This window comes from Zavarzinia aquatilis (genome assembly GCF_003173035.1).
GTDB classification, from domain to species: Bacteria; Pseudomonadota; Alphaproteobacteria; order Zavarziniales; family Zavarziniaceae; genus Zavarzinia; species Zavarzinia aquatilis.
In genome coordinates this window covers 191,063-212,269 of the sequence record NZ_QGLE01000001.1, presented here as the reverse complement: position 1 = coordinate 212,269, position 21,207 = coordinate 191,063, and the positions used below count along the sequence as shown (strand labels likewise).

Genomic DNA, 21,207 nt, shown 5'->3' with positions numbered 1-21,207 from the left:
GCTTCCACTCGATTGAAGGCGATGACCGGAAATTAGGATCGCCGCCGCATTGCCGCAAGAACCCTTTGCGGCGGTTTCGGGAATCTGCTCAGCCGCGCAGGCGGATCACCTGAACGTCGGTCACGGGCTTGCGCCCGGTCAGGCGGTTGGCGGCCTTGCGCGCGGCCTGTCGTGCCGCTTCGGCCAGCGTATCGGCATCACCGCCCCGGCCACGCGGCAGCGCCGCCTGCACCGCCTCGACGATGTCGGCGGCGAGATCGCCCCCCTCCTCCTCGGCGAGACCGGCGAGGACGACGTCGGGATCGGCCGCCAGCTTGCCCTTGGCATCGAGCACCAGGGTGACCACGATGTGGCCGGCGAAACTGATCTTGCGCCGCGCGACGATGGCCGGATCGTCGATCTCGACCAGGATGTCGCCATCGAGGGCGAGGCGCCCGGCCTCGACCGCGCCAACAAACGCCGGCTCGCCCGGGGCGAGACGCAATACGTCGCCATTCTTGATGATTGGGGCGTGGCGCACCTGCAGCGCGCGGGCGAAGGCGGAATGCTCCACCAGATGCCGCGCCTCGCCATGGACCGGCACTGAAATCTCCGGCCGCACCCAGGCATACATGGCCGCCAGCTCGTCCCGGTTGGGATGGCCCGAGACATGGATGAAATTGCCCTTCTCGGTGATCACCCGCACCCCCGCCGTCGCCAGCTGGTTATGGGTCTCGCCGAGGGGGATTTCGTTGCCCGGAATGATCTTCGAGGAAAAGATCGCGGTATCGCCCGCGCCCAGCGCGATGTGGCGGTGCTCGCCCCGCGCGATACGGGCCATGGCGCCGCGCGGCTCGCCCTGACTGCCGGTGCAGAGGTAGAGCACCTTGTCCTTGGGCAGATAGCCGGCCTCGTCCTCGTCGAGGGTGGGCGGCAGATCGGTGAGATAGCCGGTTTCCTTGGCCGCCTCGACCACCCGGTGCATCGAGCGCCCGACCAGCACCAGATGGCGGTCGGCGGCCGCGGCGGCGACGCCGATGGAGGCGATTCGCGCGACATTGGAGGCGAAGGTGGTGACCGCGACCCGCCCGGTCAGCGGCGCGATCATCTGGATCAGACTCTCCCGCACTTCGGCTTCAGAGCCCGAGGTTCCGGGGGAAAAGACATTGGTCGAATCGCAGACCATGGCGAGCACGCCGCTGCTGCCCAATTCCTCCAGCCGCTTGCGGTCGGCGGTCGGGCCGATCAGCGGCTCCGGGTCCAGCTTCCAGTCGCCGGTGTGCAGCACGGTGCCAAGGGCGGTTTCAATGGCGACCGCGTTCGGCTCCGGAATCGAATGGGTCAGGGTGACCAGTTCGCAGGCGAAGGGGCCGAGGGTGACCTTGCCGTTCATCGGCAGGATATTCAGCTCGACCTCGCGCTCCAGCCCGACTTCCTGCAATTTCCGCCGCACCAGCGCGGCCGTGAAGGGCGTCGCATAGATCGGACATTGCAGCCGGTCCCACAGATAGGGCACGGCGCCGATATGATCTTCATGGGCATGAGTCAGGACGAGCGCGATCAGATCGTCCTTGCGGTCCTCGATGAAGGTCGGATCGGGCAGGATCAGGTCGATGCCCGGCATCCGGCTGTCGGCGAAGGTGACGCCGAGGTCGAGCATCAGCCACTTGCCCGCATGACCATAGAGATTGAGGTTCATGCCGATTTCGCCCGAACCGCCAAGGGGCACGAACAGCAATTCGTCCGCCCGGGGCCTGCGGTTGAAATATCCCGGCTGGGTCTTGCCGCCCTTCGCTCTGGTCAAACACTCGCTCCAACGACGCCGGGCAGAAACACGTCGCCGGCAGTAATGGCGCGCGAAGCGCCGTTGTCGAGCCGAAGGTCGAGGGCTCCGTCCGGGCGCAAACCGGCGAAAGTGCCCTCGATCGTCTCGTCCGAAAGGCGAACGGTGATCCGCTCGCCAAGGCCCGCGGCCCGGCTCACCCAGGCTTCACGGATGGGCGCGAAACCCTCGCGCTCCCAGACCGTGACCCAATGGCCGAGCCGGGTCAGCACCTCGGCCAGGGCGGCGCGCCGCTCGACGTGGTGGCCGAGGCTGGCCGCCACCGAGGTCGCGGGATAGGGGGTGTTGTCGGGGAAATGGGCAAGGTTGATGCCGGCCCCGATGACGAGGAATTCCAGCGCGCCATCGCTGCCGGTCGCCGATTCCAGCAGGATGCCGGCAACCTTGGCGCCGTCGAGCAGAACGTCGTTCGGCCACTTCAGCTGGAACCGGAAGCCCTCGCCGGTCAGCGTGGCCAGCGCCTCATGCAGGGCGATCGCCGTGGCGAAGGAGAGTTCCGCCGCCCGGGCCGGCCCTGCCTTCGGCCGCAGCAGCAGGCTGAACATCAGGTTGCCGGGCGGCGAGACCCAGGCCCGGCCGCGCCGGCCGCGTCCCGCCGTCTGCGTATCGGCGTAGAGGGCGAGATCGCCCTCGTCGCCGGCCGCCGCCCTCCGGCGCGCCTCCTCGTTCGTCGAGTCGATCTCGGCGAAATGGCGGACGCGCCAGCCGGCGATCCCGGGTTCTTCCCGTCCTCCGGCCGGCGTCACCATGCCGTCAGCGGACGAGGGTCTTGGCCGCCGCGCCGGCGATGGCGACCAGCGGCCCCGGCACGATGAAATAGAGCACCGTGACCGCACCCGTCACCGTCACCACAACGCGCGACGCGAGGGGGAACGGCGTCTCCAGCTGGCCTTCCGGCGCGTCGAAATACATCACCTTCACCACCCGCAGGTAATAGAAGGCGGAGACGACGCTCGACAACATGCCGATGACCGAGAGCGTGTAGAGCCCGTGTTCGATCGCCGAAATGAAGACGTAGAATTTGGCGAAGAACCCGGCCAGCGGCGGAATGCCGGCCAGCGAGAACATGAAGGCCGCCATGACGAAGGCCAGCCACGGATGGGTCCGGCCGAGGCCGGCGAAATCCGCGATGCTCTCGACCGGCTTGCCGTCCTTGCGCATGACGAGCAGCACGCCGAAGGTGCCGAGCGTCATGACCATGTAGATCGCCATATAGACGAGGACGCCGCGGATCCCCTGCTCGCCCCCGGCGGCGAGCCCGACCAGGGCATAACCGACGTGACCGATGGAGGAATAGGCCAGCAGCCGCTTCATGTTGGTCTGGCCGATCGCCGCGAAGGCGCCGAGCAGCATGGAAGCGATCGAGACGAAGATGATGATCTGCTGCCACTGCGCGACGATCTCGCCGAAGGGCGTCGTCAGTGCGCGCAGGAACAGGGCCATGGCCGCCACCTTGGGCGCCGCCGCGAAGAAGGCGGTGACCGGCGTCGGCGAGCCTTCGTAGACGTCGGGCGTCCACATGTGGAACGGCACGGCCGAGACCTTGAAGGCAAGGCCGGCGACCAGGAAGACGATGCCGACGACGAGGCCGATGCCCGCGCCATGCTCGCCCAGCGTGGCGATGCCCTTGGCCAGATCGGAGAAATTCGTCGTGCCCGAGAAGCCGTAGATCAGCGAGCAGCCATAAAGCAACATGCCCGACGACAGCGCGCCGAGGACGAAATACTTCAGGCCGGCCTCGGTCGAGCGGGCATCGTCGCGCAGGAACGCGGCGAGGACATAGAGCGACAGCGACTGCAGCTCCAGCCCGACATAAAGGGTGATCAGATCGTTGGCCGAGACCATCAGCATCATGCCGGCGGTCGCCAGCAGGATCAGCACCGGGAACTCGAACCGGTCGGCCCCCGCGCGCTTCAGGAAATCGACCGACATCGGAATGGCGACCAGGGCGCCGATCAGCACCAGCACCTTCATGAAGCGGCCGAACCCGTCGACCACCACCATGTCGTTGAAGCCATGGGCGGTTTCGCCCGTGCCGGCACAGGCGGTGAAGAAAAGCGCCACGAGGATCACGGCCATGCCGCCGAGACCGACGAGACGGCTGCTGCCCTCGCCGCGATAGGCGCCCACCAGCAGCAGGGCCAGGGCGCCGACCGCGAGGATCAGCTCAGGCAGAATCAGCGCGATGTCCGCAGAAAATGTCGAGGTCATCAGTTGCCCGTCCCCTGACCCGCCTCGGGCGCCGCGTCGGCCGGGGCCGCTGCGGCGGCATTGGCGGCGATCTTGGCGTGGAATTGGGTGATCAGATTCTGCACCGAGGCATCGGTGGCAGTGGTGAAATAGGTCGGATAGATGCCGATCCACAGCGCGGTCAGCATCAGCGGCAGGAAGGTCACCTTCTCACGCCAGTTCAGGTCTTCCATGTCCTGCAGGTCGGCATGGACCAGTTCCCCGAACACCACCCGGCGGTAGAGATAAAGGGAATAGGCCGCGCCGAGGATGAGGCCGGTCGCGGCGAAGAAGGTCGCCACGGTGCTGGCCTTGAAAGTGCCCGCGAGGATCAGGAATTCGCCGACGAAGCCCGAGGTGCCCGGCAGACCGACGGTCGCCATGGTGAACAGCATGAAGGTGAAGGCATAGACCGGCATCCGGTTCACGAGGCCGCCGTAGCGGGCGATCTCGCGGGTATGCAGGCGGTCATAGACGACGCCGACGCAGAGGAACAGCGCGCCCGAGACGATGCCGTGGCTGATCATCTGGATGATCGCGCCCTGCAGCCCCTGCTCGGTGAAGGAGAAGGTGCCGAGGGTGATGAAGCCCATGTGCGCGACCGACGAATAGGCGATCAGCTTCTTCATGTCCTCCTGCACGAGGGCGACCAGCGACGTATAGATGATCGCGACCACCGAGAGGCCGAACATGAGCGGGGCGAAATAGACCGAGGCATCCGGGAACAGCGGCAGCGAGAACCGGATGAAGCCGTAGCCGCCCATCTTGAGGAGGACGCCGGCCAGGATGACCGAACCGGCCGTCGGCGCCTCGACGTGGGCGTCGGGCAGCCAGGTGTGCACCGGCCACATCGGCACCTTCACCGCGAAGGAGGCGAAGAAGGCGAGCCACAGCCAGTACTGCATCCCGACCGGGAAGTTGAACTTCATCAGCTCGACGACGTCGGTCGTGCCCGCGGTCAGGTAGATCGCGATGATCGCGAGCAGCATGAGCAGCGAGCCGAGCAGCGTGTAGAGGAAGAACTTGAAGGTCGCGTAGATGCGCCGCGGACCGCCCCAGATGCCGATGATCAGGAACATCGGGATGAGGCCGGCCTCGAAGAACAGGTAGAACAGCACGAGGTCGAGGGCGCAGAAGACGCCGAGCATCAGCGACTCGAGCACCAGGAAGGCGACCATATATTCCTTCACCCGCGTGTGGATCACGTCCGACGCGAGGATGCACAGCGGCATCAGGAAGGTGGTCAGGATGACGAAGAGGATCGAAATCCCGTCGACACCCATGTGATAGGTGATGGTTTCGCCGATCCAGGCGTGCTTCTCGACGAACTGGAACTCCGCCGTGCCATCCCTGAAGCCCGCCCACAGGATGAGCGAGACGAGGAAGGTCACGATCGTCGTGATCAGCGCGATCGAGCGGATGCTTCGCTCCGTCGCCTCGCCCTCACCCCGCGTGAGCAGAATGAGGAGCGCGCCGACGAGCGGCAGGAAGGTGACTACCGAGAGTATCGGCCACCCTTGGGCCAGGTCCGCGATCATGGCGTCACGCCCATCTTGTAGACATACCAGGAAACGAGCACCGCGACGCCGATCAGCATCGCGAAGGCATAGTGATAGACGAAGCCGGACTGCAGCTTCACCGCCCGCCGCGCGACGTCGAGCACGCGGGCCGAGATGCCGTTGGGGCCGAGGCCGTCGATGATGGCGCCGTCGCCGCCCTTCCAGAACAGCCGGCCGAACATGCGGGCACCGCCGACGAACACGAGGTTATAGAGTTCGTCGAAATACCACTTGTTCAGCAGGAAGGCATAGGCCTCGCGGTGGGTCGCGGCCAGGGCCGCGGGCCACTTGGGCTTGGCGATATAGAACACCCAGGCGACGAAGATGCCGAGCGCGGTCACCACCAGCGGCGCGGCCTTGACCCAGCCGGGCACATGGTGGGCATTCTCGATCACCTTGTTGGTCTCGGCGACATAGATCGCGCCCTTCCAGAAGGCTTCCTGCTCCTCGCCGACGAAACTGTCGAAGAAGAAGTAACCCGCGAAGACCGCGCCGACCGCGAGCAGCAGCAGCGGCACCAGCATGACCAGCGGGCTCTCGTGCGGGGTATGCCCGTGACCGTGATCGTCGTGACCATGGCCGTGGTCGCCATGGCCATGACCGCCCCAGCGTTTCTCGCCGTGGAAGGTCATGAACAGCAGGCGCCACGAATAGAAGGCGGTGAAGCCAGCGGCGATGATGCCAAGGGTAAAGGCATAATTGCCGACCCCCGTATGGGCCGCATAGGCGACCTCGAGGATCATGTCCTTCGAGAAGAAGCCGGCAAAGGGCGGCACCCCGGCAAGGGCGAGGTTGCCGATCCACATCATCGCATAGGTCAGCTTGATGTATTTCCAGGTCCCGCCCATGTGGCGCATGTCCTGTTCGTGGTGCATCGCATGGATGACCGAACCGGCGCCGAGGAACAGCAGGGCCTTGAAGAAGGCGTGGGTGAACAGGTGGAACACCGACGCTTCATAAGCGCCGACACCCGCCGCGAAGAACATGTAGCCGAGCTGCGAACAGGTCGAATAGGCGATCACGCGCTTGATGTCGTTCTGGACGAGACCGACCGTCGCCGCGAAGAAGGCCGTGGTCGCGCCGACCACCGTCACCACCTCGAGCGCGAAGGGCGCATGTTCGAACAGAGGCGAACAGCGGGCGACGAGGAAGACGCCGGCGGTGACCATGGTCGCGGCATGGATGAGGGCGGAGACCGGGGTCGGGCCCTCCATCGCGTCCGGCAGCCAGGTGTGCAGGCCGAGCTGCGCCGACTTGCCCATGCAGCCGACGAAGAGCAGCAGGCAGATCGTCGTCAGGATGTCGACGTCATAGCCGAGGAAGTTGAAGGTCTTGCCCGCCTCGCTGCCGGCCGCCGCGAAGACCGCGTCGAACGACAGATTGTTGAAGACGAGGAAGATCGCGAAGATGCCGAGCGCGAAGCCGAAGTCGCCCACCCGGTTGACGACGAAGGCCTTGATCGCCGCCGCATTGGCCGAAGGCTTCTTGTACCAGAAGCCGATCAGCAGGTAGGAGGCGAGACCGACGCCTTCCCAGCCGAAGAAGACCTGCACGAAATTGTCGGCGGTCACCAGCATCAGCATGGCGAAGGTGAAGAGCGACAGATAGGCGTGGAAGCGCGGAATATGCGGGTCCTCGGCCATGTAGCCGACGGAATAGATGTGCACCAGCGCCGAGACACTGTTGACGACGACCAGCATGACGGCGGTCAGCGTGTCGACCCGCAGCGCCCATTCCACGTCGAGCGTGCCCGACAGGATCCAGGTCATCAGGTGGACCTTCTCGGTCCCGCCCTCTTCGCCGGTCACCGAGAAGAAGGTGATCCACGACAGCACCGCCGAGACGACCAGCAGCGCCGAGGTGACGAGCTGCGCCCCGCGCGCCCCGATCAGCCGCCCGAAGAAGCCGGCAATGACGGCCCCGAGCAGCGGCAGAAATACAATGGCCGCGATCATGCCGTCAGCCCTTCATGAGATTGATATCCTCAACCGCGATGGAGCCGCGGTTGCGGATATAGATGACGAGGATGGCAAGACCGATCGCCGCCTCGCCCGCGGCAACGGTCAGGATGAGAAGCGCGAAGACCTGCCCCGCGAGATCGCCCAGGAAGCTGGAGAAGGCGACCAGATTCAGGTTCACCGCCAGCAGCATGAGTTCGATCGACATCAGGATGATGATGACGTTCTTCCGGTTGAGGAAGATGCCGAAGACGCCGATCACGAAGAGGATCGCCGCCACGGTCAGATAATGGCCAAGCCCGATTTCCATGGCTCAGATCCCCTGCCCCGGCTGGACTTTCTTGACCTCGACCGCGGTCTTCATGGTGCGCGAGACCTGGGCCGAGATCACCTGGCGCTTCACGCCCGGGCGATGCCGGAGCGTCAGCACGATGGCGCCGATCATGGCGACCAGCAGGATCGCGCCCGCGGTCTGGAACGGCAGCAGATATTGCGTGTACATGATCCGGCCGATGGCGTCGGTATTGGACACGGCCGCGATATCGGGCGCCCGTGCCGCCGCGAAGGTGGCGGCATCCGGGATCACGGTCCACGAGCCGAGCACCAGCAGCAATTCGACCAGCAGGATAAGGCCGATCAGCCCGCCCACCGGCAGATACTGCAGGAAGCCCTGACGCAGTTCGGTGAAGTTCACATCCAGCATCATGACGACGAAGAGGAACAGCACCGCGACCGCGCCGACATAGACGATGACCAGGATCATCGACAGGAATTCGGCGCCGAGCAGCAGGAACAGCCCCGCCGAATTGAAGAAGGCGAGGATGAGGAACAGCACGGAATGCACCGGGTTCCGCGACGAGATCACCATCACCGCCGAGCCGACGGTGATACAGGCGAAGAGGTAGAAGACGAGAGCCGAAATGGTCACGGTCGCCCCCTTACCGATAGGGCGCGTCGGCGGCGATATTCGCCGCGATCTCGCGCTCCCACCGCTCGCCATTCGCGAGCAGCTTGTCCTTGTTGTACATCAGCTCCTCGCGGGTTTCGGTCGCGAACTCGAAGTTCGGGCCCTCGACGATGGCATCGACCGGGCAGGCTTCCTGGCAGAAGCCGCAGTAGATGCATTTCGTCATGTCGATGTCGTAGCGCGTGGTGCGGCGGCTGCCATCGTCGCGCGGTTCGGCCTCGATGGTGATGGCCTGCGCCGGGCAGATCGCCTCGCACAGCTTGCAGGCGATGCAGCGTTCCTCGCCGTTGGGATAACGGCGCAGCGCGTGCTCGCCCCGGAAGCGCGGGGACAGACGGCCCTTTTCGTAAGGGTAATTGATCGTCGCCTTCTTTTTGAAGGAATAGCTGAAGGTCAGCATCATCCCCTTGACCAGTTCGGTCAGCAGGAAGGCGCGGGCGGTACGGTCGAGAAATGCCATGACGTTTCTCCTCAGCCCTTCACCGGCAGCCAGCCGAAGGTGACCAGCGCGCCCGCCGTCAGCACCAGCCAGAACAGCGAGAACGGCAGGAACACCTTCCACCCGAGGCGCATCAGCTGGTCGTAGCGGTAGCGCGGCACGGTCGCCTTCACCCAGCAGAAGGTGAAGAGGACGGCGAAGGTCTTGATGAAGAACCAGATCGGACCCGGGATCCAGTCGAGGAGACCGAACGGCGAGAACGGCTGCCAGCCGCCGAGGAAGAGCAGCGAGGTCATCGCGCTCATCAGGATCATGTTGCCGTATTCGCCGAGCATGAACAGCGCGAAGGCCATCGACGAATATTCGATCTGGAAACCGGCCACCAGCTCCGACTCCGCTTCCGGCAGATCGAAGGGCGGACGGTTGGTCTCGGCCAGGGCCGAGATGAAGAAGACGATGAACATCGGGAACAGCGGGAACATGAACCAGACATGTTCCTGCGCCTTCACGATGTCGTTGAGGTTCAGCGAGCCGACGCAGAGCAGGACGGTGACGATGACGAAGCCGATCGAGACTTCGTAGGACACCATCTGCGCCGCCGAGCGCAGGCCCCCAAGGAAGGGATACTTCGAGTTCGACGCCCAGCCGCCCATGATGATGCCATAGACACCGAGCGAGCTGATCGCGAAGAGATAGAGGATGCCGACGTTGATGTCGGCCAGCACGACACCGTCGCCGAAGGGAATGACCGCCCAGGCGATCAGCGCCAGGGTGAAGGTCAGTACCGGCGCGATCAGGAAGACGCCCTTGTTGGCGCCCGCCGGGATGATCGTTTCCTTGGTCAGCAGCTTCAGACCGTCAGCGAAGGGCTGCAGCAGGCCGAAGGGACCGACCACGTTCGGGCCCTTGCGCAGCTGCATCATCGCCCAGACCTTGCGGTCGAGCAGGGTCGTGAAGGCGACCGCGACCAGAAGCGGCACCACGATCGCGAAAATCTTCGCGAGGATGATCAGGAGTTCGAGGAGCATTTCGCCCATTTCATCCGCCTCGTCTACAGATCAGGCGCTCGCGGGGGCCAGATGCGGCGCGAGTTCGCGCCACACCAGGGCCGCCACGGCGACGATGGCCGCAAGGGCGAGCGGCAGAAGCACGCCCACCACTTCGGCGGAAATCGCGATCAGAGGAACGACCGCCTCCGCGAACAGATTAACCATGAGTGCCCGTCGCCCCGTGGCTGTGGCCGCAACCGCAAGCCGTTTCCTGTTTGACCGCGACGCATTCGGCCATGGTGGCCGAGGCGCGGGCGATCGGATTGGTGAGATAGAAATTCTCGACCGCGTAAGACAGCGGCGCCGGGGAGATTTCCCCCTCGCCGCCGAAGGCCGCCCATGCCGCCGGTGTCACCGCGTCGATCTGGCCGAGGTGCGGCACCTGTTCCACCATCTTCGCGCGCAGCTGGGCGAGGCTGTCATAGGGCAGCTTCTTGCCGACGCGGTCCGAGAAGGCGCGCAGGATCGCCCAGTCCTCGCGGGCATCGCCCGGCGGGAACACGGCGCGCTTGGTGCGCTGGACCCGGCCCTCGGTGTTGACATAGGTGCCCGACTTCTCGGTATAGGCCGCGCCCGGCAGGATGACGTCGGCGACATGGGCGCCGGCATCGCCGTGGCTGCCCTGATAGACGACGAAGGGCGCCTTCAGGTTGGTCATGTCGATCTCGTCGACGCCGAGCAGCCAGACGAAATCCGCCTTGCCCGCCTCGACATCCGCCGTCGACAGGCCGCCCTCGCCCGGCACGAAGCCGAGATCGAGCGCGCCGACGCGCGATGCCGCGGTATGCAGCACGTTGAAACCGTTCCAGCCATCCTTCACGACGCCGGTCGCCTCCGCGAGCCTGCGTGCGAAACCGAGCACCGCATCGCCGTCTTCGCGCGCCAGTGCGCCTTGACCGACGATGATCATGGGCTTGGCGGCTGCCTTGAGGACGGCGCCGAAGCCTTCCCCGGCGACAAGACCATTGCGGACTTCCGAACCGTCGGCCAGGAATTCCGCCTTGTAGGTCAGGTCGACCTTGGGGCCGATGGCCGCGACCTTGAAGCCGCCCTTCAGCCAGCGCTTGCGGATGCGGGCATTCAGCACCGCCGCCTCGGCCGACGGATCGCTGCCGATCAGCAGCAGGGCATCCGCCTCCTCGATCCCGGCGAGGCCGGAATTGAACAGATAGGACGCGCGCACCGAAGCGTCGAGCTTGGCGCCGTCGATCCGGCAATCGGTCGAGGTCGAGCCGATCGCCGTCATCAGGTCCTTCAGAGCTTTGATCGCCTCGGCGTCGGCGAGATCGCCGGCAAGCGCCGCGACCTTGGCCGCCGGGGTCGAGGACAGCGCGGCGCCAATGGCGGCGAAGGCTTCGTCCCAGCTCGCCGGCTGCAGCTTGCCGTTCACCCGGACATAGGGCCGGTCGAGACGGCGCTTGGCGAGACCGTCGACGGCGAAGCGGGTCTTGTCCGAGATCCACTCCTCGTTCACGTCGTCATTCAGGCGCGGCAGGATGCGCAGCACGCCGGCACCCCGGGCATCGACCCGGATCGCCGAGCCGAGCGCGTCATGAACGTCGATGCTCTCGGTCTTCTTCAGCTCCCACGGGCGGGCAGCGAAGGCATAGGGCTTGGAGGTCAGGGCGCCGACCGGGCACAGGTCGATGACATTGCCCGACAGGTTGGAGGTCACCGCCTGATTGAGATAGGTGGTGATTTCCATGGTCTCGCCGCGACCGATGGCGCCGATTTCCTCGACCCCGGCCACTTCCGTCGCGAAGCGCACGCAGCGGGTGCACTGGATGCAGCGGGTCATGGTCGTCTTGATCAGCGGGCCCATGTATTTCTCAGACACGGCGCGCTTGTTTTCCTGGTAACGGCTGTGGTCGAAACCATAGGCCATCGCCTGATCCTGCAGGTCGCATTCGCCGCCCTGATCGCAGATCGGGCAATCCAGCGGATGGTTGATCAGCAGGAATTCCATCACGCCCCGGCGCGCCTTGCGCACCAGCGGGGTGTTGGTCTTGATCACCATGTTGTCGGCCGCCGGCATGGCGCAGGAGGCGATGGGCTTCGGCGCCTTTTCCTGCTCGACCAGACACATGCGGCAATTGCCGGCGATGGACAGGCGTTCGTGATAGCAGAAGCGCGGAATCTCGACGCCGGCCGCTTCGCAGGCCTGCAGCACGTTGGCGCCGGCCGGGACTTCGACGGTCTTGCCGTCAACGGTCAATATGGGCATCGGATCACCTCACTCCGCGGCCACGGCCCGGGACGCGGTCCGGGCCTTGTAGTCCGCGATACGCTGTTCGACCACCGGACGGAAATGCCGGAACAGGCCCTGGATCGGCCAGGCCGCGGCATCGCCGAGGGCGCAGATGGTATGGCCTTCGATCTGGGTCGTGACCTCGAGCAGGGTGTCGATCTCCTCGATCTCGGCCTTGCCCTGGACCATGCGCTCCATCACGCGCCACATCCAGCCCGTGCCCTCGCGGCAGGGCGTGCACTGGCCGCAGGACTCGTGCTTGTAGAATTTGGCCAGCCGGGCGATCGCCTTGATCAGGTCGGTCGACTTGTCCATCACGATCACCGCCGCCGTGCCGAGGCCGGAGCGCTGGGCGCGCAGACTGTCGAAATCCATCAGGACCTCGTCGCAGATCGCCTTGGGCAGCATCGGCACCGACGAGCCGCCGGGGATCACCGCCAGCAGATTGTCCCAGCCGCCACGCACGCCGCCGCAATGCTTCTCGATGAGGTCCTTGAGCGGAATGCCCATTTCCTCTTCGACATTGCAGGGCTTGTTCACATGGCCCGAGATGCAGAAGACCTTGGTGCCCGTGTTGTTCGGCCGGCCGAGACCGGCGAACCAGGCACCGCCCCGGCGCAGGATGGTCGGCGCCACGGCGATGGATTCGACGTTGTTCACCGTCGTCGGGCAACCCCAGACGCCGACGCCGGCCGGGAACGGCGGCTTCAGGCGCGGCTGGCCCTTCTTGCCCTCGAGGCTCTGGATCAGCGCCGTCTCTTCGCCGCAGATATAGGCGCCGGCACCATGATGCACGAAGACGTCGAAGTCATAGCCGGAACCGGCCGCGTTCTTGCCGATCAGCCCCGCCTCATAGGCCTGGTCGACCGCGGCCTGCAACCGGCGGCGCTCCTGGATGAATTCGCCGCGGATGTAGATATAGGCGGCGACCGCGCGCATGGCGAAGCCGGCGATCAGGCAGCCTTCGATCAGCTTCTGCGGATCGTGACGGATAATGTCGCGGTCCTTGCAGGTGCCGGGCTCGGATTCGTCGGCGTTGACGACGAGATAGCTCGGGCGGCCGTCCGACTGTTTCGGCATGAAGGACCACTTCATGCCGGTCGGGAAGCCGGCGCCGCCACGGCCGCGCAGGCCCGAGGCCTTCATCTCGTTGATGATCCAGTCCGGACCCTTGGAAATGATCTCGGCTGTGCCGTCCCAGTCGCCGCGCATCTTGGCGGCGGGCAGGCTCCAGTCCTCGAAACCGTAGAGGTTGGTGAAAATGCGATCCTTGTCCTGAAGCATCGCGTCACTCCCCTGCCGCTTTGAAGGTGGTCAGCGTGGTCGGCCCGCCTTCGGGGCAGGACGTCTGACGCTCGATCTGCGGGCCGGTCCTCGGGCTCTCGCCCCGCGCCAGCGCGTCGAGCACCTTCAGCGTCGTCTCCGCCGTCAGGTCTTCGTAGAAATCGTCGTTCACCTGGATCATCGGCGCGTTCACGCAGGCGCCCAGGCATTCGACTTCCATCAGGCTGAACTGGCCGTCCGGCGTCGTCTGGTTGATGTCGATGCCAAGGCGCGACTTGCAGGCCGCCAGCACCGCGTCCGAACCGCGCAGCCAGCACGGCGTCGTGGTGCAGACCTGCACCAGATGTTTTCCAACCGGCGCCATATTGAACATCGTGTAGAACGACGCCACTTCATAGACGCGGATCACGGCCATGCCCAGAAGCTCGGCCAGATATTCCATGGCCGCCCGCGGCAGCCAGCCGCCGCTTTGGCGCTGCGCGATGTCGAGCAGCGGCACGATGGCGCTCTGCTGCCGGCCAGCCGGATAGCGCGCGATGATCTTATCCGCCCATGCCTTGTTCTCGGCGGAGAACTCGAAGCTGGCGGGCTGTTCGAACGGGCCCGCGGGCGCTACGCCATGGCTCAACGGTCGACCTCCCCGAACACGATATCCTGACTGCCGATGATTGCCGGCGCGTCGGCCAGCATGTGCCCCTTGGCCATGAAATCCATGGCCTGCAGGTGGGCGAAAGCCGGAGCGCGGATCTTGCAGCGATAAGGCTTGTTGCTGCCGTCCGAGACCAGATAGACGCCGAATTCGCCCTTGGGCGCCTCGACCGCGGCATAAGCCTCGCCGGCCGGCACGTGGAAGCCTTCGGTATAGAGCTTGAAGTGATGGATCAGGGCTTCCATCGAACGCTTCATGTCGCCGCGACGGGGCGGGGCGACCTTGCCATCCTCGGTCATCACCGGGCCTTTCGGCATCTGCTGGATGGCCTGACGGATGATCTTCAGCGACTCGCGCATTTCATAGAAGCGCAGGACGAAACGATCGTAGCAGTCGCCATGGCGGCCGACCGGCACGTCGAATTCCATCTTGTCGTAGACTTCATAGGGCTGCGCCTTGCGCAGATCCCAGGCAACGCCCGAGCCGCGCAGCATCGGGCCGGTGAAGCCCCAGGCGATCGCATCCTCGGCCGAGACGACGCCGATGTCGACGTTGCGCTGCTTGAAGATGCGGTTCTCGACGATCAGATTCTCGAGATCGTCCAGCACCTTGGGGAAGCTCTCGGTCCAGGCCATGATGTCTTCAGCGAGGCCCGCCGGCATGTCCTGATGGACACCGCCGACGCGGAAATAGGCCGCGTGCAGGCGGGCGCCGCAGACCCGCTCGTAGAAGCACATCAGCTTCTCACGCTCCTCGAAACCCCAGAGGATGGGGGTGAGCGCGCCGACGTCCATGCCGTGGGACATGGTGTTCATCAGGTGGTTGGTGATCCGGCCGATTTCGCACCAGAGCACGCGCAGATATTGCGCCCGCTCCGGGATGGTACAGCCGATCAGCTTTTCCGCCGCGAGAACGAAGGCATGTTCCTGATTCATCGGGCAGACGTAGTCCAGCCGATCGAAATAGGGCACCGCCTGCATGTAGGTCTTGTGCTCGATCAGCTTCTCGGTGCCGCGATGCAGCAGGCCGACGTGCGGATCGCAGCGCTCGATCATCTCGCCGTCGAGTTCCATGACGAGACGCAGAACGCCGTGGGCCGCCGGATGCTGCGGCCCGAAATTCAGGCTGTAGGACTTGATGTCGACTTCGGCCATCTGGACGCCTCGTCAGTTCTTCGCGGGGGCGGGCGGCGCGGCGGGGGCCGCTGCCTTCTCGTCGCCCGGCAGGATGTATTTGGCGCCTTCCCAGGGGCTGAGGAAGTCGAAGCGGCGGAATTCCTGGGTCAGCTTCACCGGCTCGTAGACGACGCGCTTCTGCTCCTCGTCGTAGCGCAGCTCGACATAGCCCGTGAGCGGGAAGTCCTTGCGCAGGGGATGCCCCTCGAAACCGTAATCGGTGAGGATACGGCGCAGGTCCGGATTGCCGGCGAAGAAGATGCCGTAGAGATCCCAGGCCTCGCGCTCGAACCAGCCGGCGGTCGGGTAGAGATCGACCACGGACGGCACCGGGGTGTCCTCGTCGGTGCGGATCTTCACGCGAAGACGCAGGTTCTTGCGCATCGACAGCAGATGATAGACGACGTCGAAACGCTGGTCGCGCTCCGGATAGTCGACCCCACAGACGTCGAGCAGCTGGTCGAGCAGCAGCGACGGCTCTGCCTTCAGATACGTCAGCAGATCGAGGATCTTCGCCGCCTCGGCGGTGACGGTCACTTCGCCGACGAAGACGGAGACGCCGGTCACGCCCAGCTTTTCGTTGCCGATCAGGGCTTCGAGGGTGGCGACTTCGGCCGCCACGGCCTCGGGATTGGGATAGAGCGCCATGATCCGCCCGTTACCTCGCGATCGTCTGGGTGCGGCGGATCTTCTTCTGCAGCTGCAGGATGCCGTAGAGCAGCGCCTCGGCCGTGGGCGGGCAGCCCGGCACATAGACGTCCACCGGCACGATGCGGTCGCAGCCGCGCACCACCGAATACGAATAATGATAGTAACCGCCGCCGTTGGCGCAGCTGCCCATGGAGATGACCCAGCGCGGCTCCGACATCTGGTCGTAGACCTTGCGCATGGCGGGCGCCATCTTGTTGGTCAGGGTGCCGGCGACGATCATCACGTCGGACTGGCGCGGCGAGGCGCGCGGGGCGACGCCGAAACGCTCCATGTCATAGCGCGGCATGGAGGAATGCATCATCTCGACCGCGCAACAGGCGAGACCGAAGGTCATCCACCACAGCGACCCCGTGCGCGCCCAGTTCACCAGACTGTCGAGATTGGTGACGAGGAAGCCCTTGTCGGCCAGTTCGTCCGAGATATCGGTGAAGAACGGATCCTTCACCGGGACGGCGGCGCCTTCCGGCCTGGTGATCACTCCCATTCGAGAGCCCCCTTCTTCCATTCGTAACAGAAGCCGACGGTGAGAACGCCGAGGAACGCCATCATCGACCAGAAGCCGAACACGCCGATGTCGCCGAGCGAGATCGCCCAGGGGAACAGGAAGGCGACTTCGAGGTCGAAGATGATGAAGAGAATCGAGACGAGGTAGAAGCGGACGTCGAATCGCCCGCGCGCGTCGGAGAAGGCGTCGAAGCCGCATTCATAGGCCGACAATTTCTCGGTATCGGGCTTCTGTTCGCCAGCGATGAGCGAGGCGACGATCATCGCGATCGACAGGCCCAGCGCCACCCCGAGGAAGATCAGGATGGGCAGATATTCCTTCAGCAGCTCGTCCATGCGGAATCCGTGAAACGCGAGGAAGGGACCGACCGGACCGACAGAAGCCCCCCGCCCTTACAACCGCGTCAGCGGCGAAAGCCGGATTCTGCTGCCAACCCCTTTCGATCGAGGGAGTATAGGCGCCGGATTAGCTCAAAGAAAGTGATCGGTCCAGCCGAAACCGTGTCTTCCTATCGCGGCGCAGCGGACAAAGCCTTGTCGCCCCGACAAAAGTCTAAGCCCGCCTGCGAGTTTGAGAATTCTTCGCAAGGGCACCCTCGACGGACCCACGCCATGTCCGGTCGATCGCCACGCGGTTCTGAAGAGAGACGGTCGGTCCGCGCCGGTCGCGGCCGGGTGCGTGGTCGGGGCGACAAGATTCGAACTTGCGACTTCCTGCTCCCAAAGCAGGCGCTCTACCAGGCTGAGCTACGCCCCGTCGCCGCCCTCATACACGAGGGCCGGGCGCGGTTCAATGAAAGGCGGGATGCACCATGCGATCGCCGGCATGGATGCCAAGGCGATCGGCCGTGCCGCCCGCGACTTCGAGCACGCCGAGGGCGGGCGCGCCGGCCGGAATATTGTCGAGACTATAGGGTACGGTCTGCCGGGCGATCCGGATGATCACACCTGCCTGATCGACGAACAGCATGTCGAGCGGGATGGGCGTGTTCTTCATCCACATCACGATACCGACCGGCCGGCCCCACAAGAACAACATGCCGCCGTCGGGCGCCAGCGATTGGCGGAACATCAGGCCCTTCGCCCGCGACTCGTCGTCGAGCGCCATTTCGACCCGGAACGGCAGATTGCGGCCGTCCGCCGTCGCGATCACCAGATCGTCGACGCGCGTCGCCGCCATGGCCGGCAGCGCCGACGCGAAGGACAGCACGAACAGAAGGGACTGAAACAGGCGGCGGATCATGACGCGACGATGCCCATGGGCCGGCGCAGCGTCAAGACCATGCGCGGGTCCACCATGCGCGGGTCCTATGGGCAATAAGCCCTTGCCCGGCCCGTCCCCGGCGGGCATAGTCCGCACCTCTTCACTCGGGGGAGCCGGAGCGCCGGCTGAGAGGTTCCACGCGGAACGACCCCTAGAACCTGATCCGGCTCGCACCGGCGTAGGGATGGGTGGTTCCATGACTGTGCCCGACGGGCCGGCCGCTGCCGGCAGGTCGCCTGCCATCGTGATTTCCGGCGCCGCGCTGCGCTTCGGTGACACCTGCCATTTCGCCGGCCTCGACCTGACCCTCGACGGCGGGCGCACCACCTGCCTTCTGGGGCCGAGCGGCATCGGCAAGACCAGTCTCCTGAAACTCATCGCCGGCCTGCCCGCGGCGGGCCTTTCCGGTACGGTGTCGGCCGGTGATGGCGCCCCCCTCGCCGGAAGGATCGCCATGATGGCGCAGCGCGACCATCTGCTGCCCTGGGCCCGGCTGATCGACAACACGATGCTGGGTGCCCGCCTGCGCGGCGAGGCGCCGGACGAGAGCCGTGCCCGCGCCATCCTGACCCGCCTCGGCCTCGGCCCCGCCATCGACCTGCGGCCGGAGGCCCTGTCGGGCGGGATGCGCCAGCGCGCCGCCCTCGCCCGCACGCTTTACGAGGACCGGCCGGTCGTCCTGATGGACGAGCCCTTCTCCGCCCTCGACGCGGTGACGCGCCACCGCCTGCAAGAGGTGACCGCCCGTGCCCTTGCCGGGCGGACAGTGCTGCTGGTCACCCACGACCCCGCCGAGGCCCTGCGCCTCGGCGACCGGGTTTTGGTGCTGAACAGCCGCCCCGGCGCGTTGCGCGAGATCGAGGTGCCGGGCGGCGCCATCCCGCGCGATCAGGCGCGGGGCGATTTCGCCGCCGCCCTCGGCCGCCTGTTCGAAAGCCTCGGCGATGGGGGCGCGCAGGGATGAAGTCCATGGGCCGTCTCGCCGCCGCGCTGGGCGCCGGCATCGCCATCCTTTTGCTGTGGCAGGGGGCGGTCACGCTGTTCGCGCCGCCCCCCTTCATCCTCCCAGGCCCCGCCGCCGTCGCGCGCCGGCTGTGGCTCGACCGCGCGCTGTTGCTCGACCATGGGCTGATCACCCTCGCCGAAATCGGCCTCGGCCTCGTCATCGGCACCCTGATCGGCATCGGTGCCGCCATCGCCATCTCAGCGTCGCGGCCCTTGCGACGCATCCTGCTGCCGCTGGTGATCGCCAGCCAGGCGGTGCCGGTCTTCGCCATCGCGCCCCTGCTCGTGCTCTGGCTCGGCTATGGCATGGCCTCGAAGATCGCCATGGCCGCCATCGTCATCTTCTTTCCGGTCACCATCGCCCTCGCCGACGGTATCGCGCGGCTGGAGCCCGGGCTCGTCGATCTCGCGCGGGTGATGACGGGCGGCGGGTCGCCACGTGGCCGGCGCTGGCGCCTGCTGCGCCACCTCTATGGGCCGGCCGCCCTGCCCGCCCTTGGCTCTGGCCTGCGCATCGCCGCCGCGGTTGCGCCCATCGGCGCCGTGATCGGGGAATGGGTCGGCTCGGCCGGCGGCCTCGGCTGGCTGATGCTGCAGGCCAATGCCCGGGCCAAGATCGACCTGATGTTCGCCGCCCTCGCCCTGCTCGCCGTCATCGCCCTGCTGCTGTATCGCCTCGTTGACGGCGCCCTGCGCCGGGCGACGCCATGGGCCAATTCCACGGATATCCTGAAGGAGTCGGAACCGACATGATGAAACGCCTCGCGCCCCTTCTCGCCCTTTGCCTGCTGTCGTTGCCCGCGGCGGCGGCCGACAGATTGACCGTGCTGCTCGACTGGGCGGTCAACCCCGACCATGCCGCGCTCTTCGCCGCGCAGAGCCAGGGCTATTTCGCCGCGCAAGGGCTGGAGGTCGAGCTGATCGCGCCGTCCGACCCGAACGATCCGCCGAAACTGGTCGCCGCCGGCAAGGCCGACCTCGCCGTCACCTATCAGCCGCAGCTGGTGCTGCTGGTCGAGGAGGGCCTGCCCCTGCGCCGGGTCGCGACCCTCGTCGATACGCCGCTGAACAGTCTCGCCGTGCTGGCCGACGGGCCGGTGAAGACCATCGCCGACCTCAAGGGTCGCAAGATCGGCTATTCGGTCGCCGGTTTCGAGGACGCGCTGCTGCAGGCCATGCTGAAGAGTGCCGGCCTCGCCCCGTCCGACGTCACCCTGATCAACGTGAATTTCGCCCTGGCGACGGCGCTGGCTTCGGGCCAGGTCGACGGCGTCATCGGCGCCTTCCGCAATTTCGAGATCCCGGAGATGCGCCTTCTCGGCAAGCCCGCGCGCATCTTCGCGGTCGAGGATCACGGCGTGCCCGCCTATGACGAATTGGTCGTGGTCGCCGCCGCCGACAAGGCGGGCGATCCGCGCATCGCCCGCTTCAACGCCGCCCTCGAGGCCGGTGTCAGCTATACGCTCAATCATCCCGACGCCGCCTGGGCCGCCTTCGTCAAGGACCACCCGGAGCTGAACGACGACCTGAACCGGGAAGCCTGGGGCCTGACCCTGCCCCGCCTCGCCGCCAGCCCGGCCGCCCTCGATCCCGGGCGTTTCGCCCGCATCGCCGCCTTCCTGAAGGAGGCCGGCCTGATCGCCCGGGCCGGCGATGCCGGCGATTACGCCGCCCCGCCGCGCTGAGCGTCACAAAAAGAAACGGCGCGTGCCCTGCCCGGGACGCGCCGTTGGTCACACCCCGGAGGGGGCTGTACCTAGGAAGGTTTCAATTCCGCGACCTGCGGTCCCTTGTCGCTCTCGACGATGCGGACCGTGACCGACTGGCCTGGCGCCACCTCGATCACCCCCGATCGTCGCAACACTTCCATATGCACGAAGATGTCGGGCGTGCCTTCGCCGCGCGAGACGAAGCCGTAACCCCGGGCACGGTTGAACCATTTCACCGTGGCCGGTACCGGCGACCCGGCATCCTCGACCTGGGGCAGAGCCCGCCTGGGCGGCGGTCGCAATCGGTCCGAGGGCAAGGCGGTCGAGGGATCGTGGTCGATCACCCGCAATGCCTGAAAGCCCTTGGGCCGGCGAACCGCCTCGCAGCGAAGCGTTGCCCCCTCGTCGACGTGGTCGAGCCCCGCCTGACGCAGGGCCGACAGATGAAGCAGGATATCTCCCTGGCCGTCCCCCGGCGTGACGAAGCCGTAGCCCTTCGTCATGTCGAACCACTTGACCCGACCGGAGATTTCGATTGTGGCGAATTCGGCGCCGCCACCCGCCGCCATGATCTGTTCCATGAGCTACTCTTCCCACACTGAAAAGATGACGGGCAGGTCACCTTTTCTGGCTAT

The 21,207-nt window shown here is 65.9% G+C and carries 22 protein-coding genes, 1 tRNA gene and 1 riboswitch; of the genes, 3 read left to right on the top strand and 20 right to left on the bottom strand.

Going from position 1 to position 21,207, the window contains the following annotated elements; all coding sequences use genetic code 11:
* Positions 1-88: 88 nt before the first annotated feature.
* The 19 genes from DKG74_RS01020 to DKG74_RS00935 all read right to left on the bottom strand — a co-directional run bounded on the left by DKG74_RS01020 (position 89) and on the right by DKG74_RS00935 (position 17,837).
* Positions 89-1,783 carry a ribonuclease J gene (locus DKG74_RS01020; RefSeq protein WP_341475835.1) on the bottom strand — a complete coding sequence of 565 codons (1,695 nt, stop codon included), beginning with the start codon at positions 1,781-1,783 and terminating at the stop codon, positions 89-91.
* On the bottom strand, positions 1,780-2,571 hold the full coding sequence (locus tag DKG74_RS01015) for a biotin--[acetyl-CoA-carboxylase] ligase (protein ID WP_109901714.1): 792 nt from the start codon (positions 2,569-2,571) through the stop codon (positions 1,780-1,782). The genes DKG74_RS01020 and DKG74_RS01015 overlap by 4 nt, the downstream gene beginning before the upstream one ends.
* Positions 2,572-2,575: 4 nt before the next feature.
* Positions 2,576-4,033 carry an NADH-quinone oxidoreductase subunit NuoN gene (nuoN, locus tag DKG74_RS01010; RefSeq protein WP_109901712.1) on the bottom strand — a complete coding sequence of 486 codons (1,458 nt, stop codon included), beginning with the start codon at positions 4,031-4,033 and terminating at the stop codon, positions 2,576-2,578.
* A complete protein-coding gene (locus DKG74_RS01005) occupies positions 4,033-5,589 on the bottom strand; it encodes an NADH-quinone oxidoreductase subunit M (protein ID WP_109901710.1) in 1,557 nt (518 codons plus the stop codon). The genes nuoN and DKG74_RS01005 overlap by 1 nt, the downstream gene beginning before the upstream one ends.
* Positions 5,586-7,565: an NADH-quinone oxidoreductase subunit L gene (gene nuoL / locus DKG74_RS01000; RefSeq protein ID WP_109901708.1), complete on the bottom strand. Its 1,980-nt coding sequence runs from the start codon at positions 7,563-7,565 to the stop codon at positions 5,586-5,588. Before nuoL ends, DKG74_RS01005 begins: the two co-directional genes overlap by 4 nt.
* Before the next feature lie 4 nt (positions 7,566-7,569).
* Positions 7,570-7,878 (bottom strand): NADH-quinone oxidoreductase subunit NuoK, encoded by a 309-nt coding sequence (gene nuoK / locus DKG74_RS00995; protein WP_109901706.1) that lies wholly within the window; start codon positions 7,876-7,878, stop codon positions 7,570-7,572.
* Positions 7,879-7,881: 3 nt separating this feature from the next.
* Entirely contained in the window at positions 7,882-8,496 is a 615-nt protein-coding gene (locus tag DKG74_RS00990; RefSeq protein ID WP_109901704.1) for an NADH-quinone oxidoreductase subunit J, read from the bottom strand.
* 10 nt (positions 8,497-8,506) lie between these two features.
* Positions 8,507-8,995: an NADH-quinone oxidoreductase subunit NuoI gene (gene nuoI, locus DKG74_RS00985; protein ID WP_109901702.1), complete on the bottom strand. Its 489-nt coding sequence runs from the start codon at positions 8,993-8,995 to the stop codon at positions 8,507-8,509.
* An 11-nt stretch (positions 8,996-9,006) separates the two neighbouring features.
* On the bottom strand, positions 9,007-10,011 hold the full coding sequence (nuoH, locus tag DKG74_RS00980) for an NADH-quinone oxidoreductase subunit NuoH (RefSeq protein WP_109901700.1): 1,005 nt from the start codon (positions 10,009-10,011) through the stop codon (positions 9,007-9,009).
* A gap of 21 nt (positions 10,012-10,032) precedes the next feature.
* Positions 10,033-10,188: a hypothetical protein gene (locus DKG74_RS21600; protein ID WP_165837468.1), complete on the bottom strand. Its 156-nt coding sequence runs from the start codon at positions 10,186-10,188 to the stop codon at positions 10,033-10,035.
* The gene (nuoG, locus tag DKG74_RS00975) at positions 10,181-12,247 is read right to left on the bottom strand and encodes an NADH-quinone oxidoreductase subunit NuoG (protein ID WP_109901698.1); all 2,067 of its coding nucleotides are present in this window, start codon (positions 12,245-12,247) and stop codon (positions 10,181-10,183) included. Before nuoG ends, DKG74_RS21600 begins: the two co-directional genes overlap by 8 nt.
* 9 nt (positions 12,248-12,256) lie before the next feature.
* A complete protein-coding gene (gene nuoF / locus DKG74_RS00970) occupies positions 12,257-13,555 on the bottom strand; it encodes an NADH-quinone oxidoreductase subunit NuoF (RefSeq protein WP_109901696.1) in 1,299 nt (432 codons plus the stop codon).
* Positions 13,556-13,559: 4 nt separating this feature from the next.
* Positions 13,560-14,183 (bottom strand): NADH-quinone oxidoreductase subunit NuoE, encoded by a 624-nt coding sequence (gene nuoE / locus DKG74_RS00965; protein WP_109901694.1) that lies wholly within the window; start codon positions 14,181-14,183, stop codon positions 13,560-13,562.
* Positions 14,180-15,358 carry an NADH-quinone oxidoreductase subunit D gene (locus DKG74_RS00960; protein WP_109901692.1) on the bottom strand — a complete coding sequence of 393 codons (1,179 nt, stop codon included), beginning with the start codon at positions 15,356-15,358 and terminating at the stop codon, positions 14,180-14,182. The genes nuoE and DKG74_RS00960 overlap by 4 nt, the downstream gene beginning before the upstream one ends.
* A 12-nt stretch (positions 15,359-15,370) precedes the next feature.
* Positions 15,371-16,027 carry an NADH-quinone oxidoreductase subunit C gene (locus tag DKG74_RS00955; RefSeq protein WP_109901690.1) on the bottom strand — a complete coding sequence of 219 codons (657 nt, stop codon included), beginning with the start codon at positions 16,025-16,027 and terminating at the stop codon, positions 15,371-15,373.
* 10 nt (positions 16,028-16,037) lie between these two features.
* Positions 16,038-16,574: a NuoB/complex I 20 kDa subunit family protein gene (locus tag DKG74_RS00950; RefSeq protein ID WP_341475834.1), complete on the bottom strand. Its 537-nt coding sequence runs from the start codon at positions 16,572-16,574 to the stop codon at positions 16,038-16,040.
* On the bottom strand, positions 16,565-16,930 hold the full coding sequence (locus DKG74_RS00945; RefSeq protein ID WP_109901686.1) for an NADH-quinone oxidoreductase subunit A: 366 nt from the start codon (positions 16,928-16,930) through the stop codon (positions 16,565-16,567). Before DKG74_RS00945 ends, DKG74_RS00950 begins: the two co-directional genes overlap by 10 nt.
* A 344-nt stretch (positions 16,931-17,274) precedes the next feature.
* Positions 17,275-17,351 (bottom strand) — tRNA-Pro (locus DKG74_RS00940).
* A 33-nt stretch (positions 17,352-17,384) separates the two neighbouring features.
* Positions 17,385-17,837, bottom strand: coding sequence for a DUF192 domain-containing protein (locus tag DKG74_RS00935; protein ID WP_109901684.1), 453 nt, complete (start codon positions 17,835-17,837; stop codon positions 17,385-17,387).
* A gap of 117 nt (positions 17,838-17,954) precedes the next feature.
* Positions 17,955-18,061: riboswitch (TPP riboswitch) on the top strand.
* Between DKG74_RS00935 and DKG74_RS00930 the strand changes: the two genes are divergently transcribed.
* The 3 genes from DKG74_RS00930 to DKG74_RS00920 all read left to right on the top strand — a co-directional run bounded on the left by DKG74_RS00930 (position 18,055) and on the right by DKG74_RS00920 (position 20,548).
* The gene (locus tag DKG74_RS00930) at positions 18,055-18,822 is read left to right on the top strand and encodes an ABC transporter ATP-binding protein (protein ID WP_109902595.1); all 768 of its coding nucleotides are present in this window, start codon (positions 18,055-18,057) and stop codon (positions 18,820-18,822) included. (Overlaps the previous riboswitch by 7 nt.)
* Before the next feature lie 5 nt (positions 18,823-18,827).
* Positions 18,828-19,616, top strand: a complete 789-nt coding sequence (locus DKG74_RS00925; RefSeq protein WP_109902593.1) for an ABC transporter permease — start codon at positions 18,828-18,830, stop codon at positions 19,614-19,616.
* The gene (locus tag DKG74_RS00920) at positions 19,613-20,548 is read left to right on the top strand and encodes an ABC transporter substrate-binding protein (RefSeq protein ID WP_341475833.1); all 936 of its coding nucleotides are present in this window, start codon (positions 19,613-19,615) and stop codon (positions 20,546-20,548) included. The genes DKG74_RS00925 and DKG74_RS00920 overlap by 4 nt, the downstream gene beginning before the upstream one ends.
* 71 nt (positions 20,549-20,619) lie before the next feature.
* Here DKG74_RS00920 and DKG74_RS00915 read toward each other — a convergent pair whose 3' ends face one another.
* Positions 20,620-21,153: a cold-shock protein gene (locus DKG74_RS00915; protein WP_109901682.1), complete on the bottom strand. Its 534-nt coding sequence runs from the start codon at positions 21,151-21,153 to the stop codon at positions 20,620-20,622.
* Between the last annotated feature and the right edge of the window lie 54 nt (positions 21,154-21,207).

Excerpts from the sequence above, each read along its gene's own strand:
- DKG74_RS01015 (WP_109901714.1), bottom strand. The coding sequence starts at position 2,571 with ATGGTGACGCCGGCCGGAGGACGGGAAGAACCCGGGATCGCCGGCTGG.
- nuoN (WP_109901712.1), bottom strand. The coding sequence starts at position 4,033 with ATGACCTCGACATTTTCTGCGGACATCGCGCTGATTCTGCCTGAGCTG.
- DKG74_RS01005 (WP_109901710.1), bottom strand. The coding sequence starts at position 5,589 with ATGATCGCGGACCTGGCCCAAGGGTGGCCGATACTCTCGGTAGTCACC.
- nuoL (WP_109901708.1), bottom strand. The coding sequence starts at position 7,565 with ATGATCGCGGCCATTGTATTTCTGCCGCTGCTCGGGGCCGTCATTGCC.
- nuoK (WP_109901706.1), bottom strand. The coding sequence starts at position 7,878 with ATGGAAATCGGGCTTGGCCATTATCTGACCGTGGCGGCGATCCTCTTC.
- nuoI (WP_109901702.1), bottom strand. The coding sequence starts at position 8,995 with ATGGCATTTCTCGACCGTACCGCCCGCGCCTTCCTGCTGACCGAACTG.
- nuoH (WP_109901700.1), bottom strand. The coding sequence starts at position 10,011 with ATGGGCGAAATGCTCCTCGAACTCCTGATCATCCTCGCGAAGATTTTC.
- DKG74_RS21600 (WP_165837468.1), bottom strand. The coding sequence starts at position 10,188 with ATGGTTAATCTGTTCGCGGAGGCGGTCGTTCCTCTGATCGCGATTTCC.
- nuoG (WP_109901698.1), bottom strand. The coding sequence starts at position 12,247 with ATGCCCATATTGACCGTTGACGGCAAGACCGTCGAAGTCCCGGCCGGC.
- nuoF (WP_109901696.1), bottom strand. The coding sequence starts at position 13,555 with ATGCTTCAGGACAAGGATCGCATTTTCACCAACCTCTACGGTTTCGAG.
- DKG74_RS00960 (WP_109901692.1), bottom strand. The coding sequence starts at position 15,358 with ATGGCCGAAGTCGACATCAAGTCCTACAGCCTGAATTTCGGGCCGCAG.
- DKG74_RS00955 (WP_109901690.1), bottom strand. The coding sequence starts at position 16,027 with ATGGCGCTCTATCCCAATCCCGAGGCCGTGGCGGCCGAAGTCGCCACC.
- DKG74_RS00950 (WP_341475834.1), bottom strand. The coding sequence starts at position 16,574 with ATGGGAGTGATCACCAGGCCGGAAGGCGCCGCCGTCCCGGTGAAGGAT.
- DKG74_RS00945 (WP_109901686.1), bottom strand. The coding sequence starts at position 16,930 with ATGGACGAGCTGCTGAAGGAATATCTGCCCATCCTGATCTTCCTCGGG.
- DKG74_RS00935 (WP_109901684.1), bottom strand. The coding sequence starts at position 17,837 with ATGATCCGCCGCCTGTTTCAGTCCCTTCTGTTCGTGCTGTCCTTCGCG.
- DKG74_RS00930 (WP_109902595.1), top strand. The coding sequence starts at position 18,055 with ATGACTGTGCCCGACGGGCCGGCCGCTGCCGGCAGGTCGCCTGCCATC.
- DKG74_RS00925 (WP_109902593.1), top strand. The coding sequence starts at position 18,828 with ATGGGCCGTCTCGCCGCCGCGCTGGGCGCCGGCATCGCCATCCTTTTG.
- DKG74_RS00920 (WP_341475833.1), top strand. The coding sequence starts at position 19,613 with ATGATGAAACGCCTCGCGCCCCTTCTCGCCCTTTGCCTGCTGTCGTTG.
- DKG74_RS00915 (WP_109901682.1), bottom strand. The coding sequence starts at position 21,153 with ATGGAACAGATCATGGCGGCGGGTGGCGGCGCCGAATTCGCCACAATC.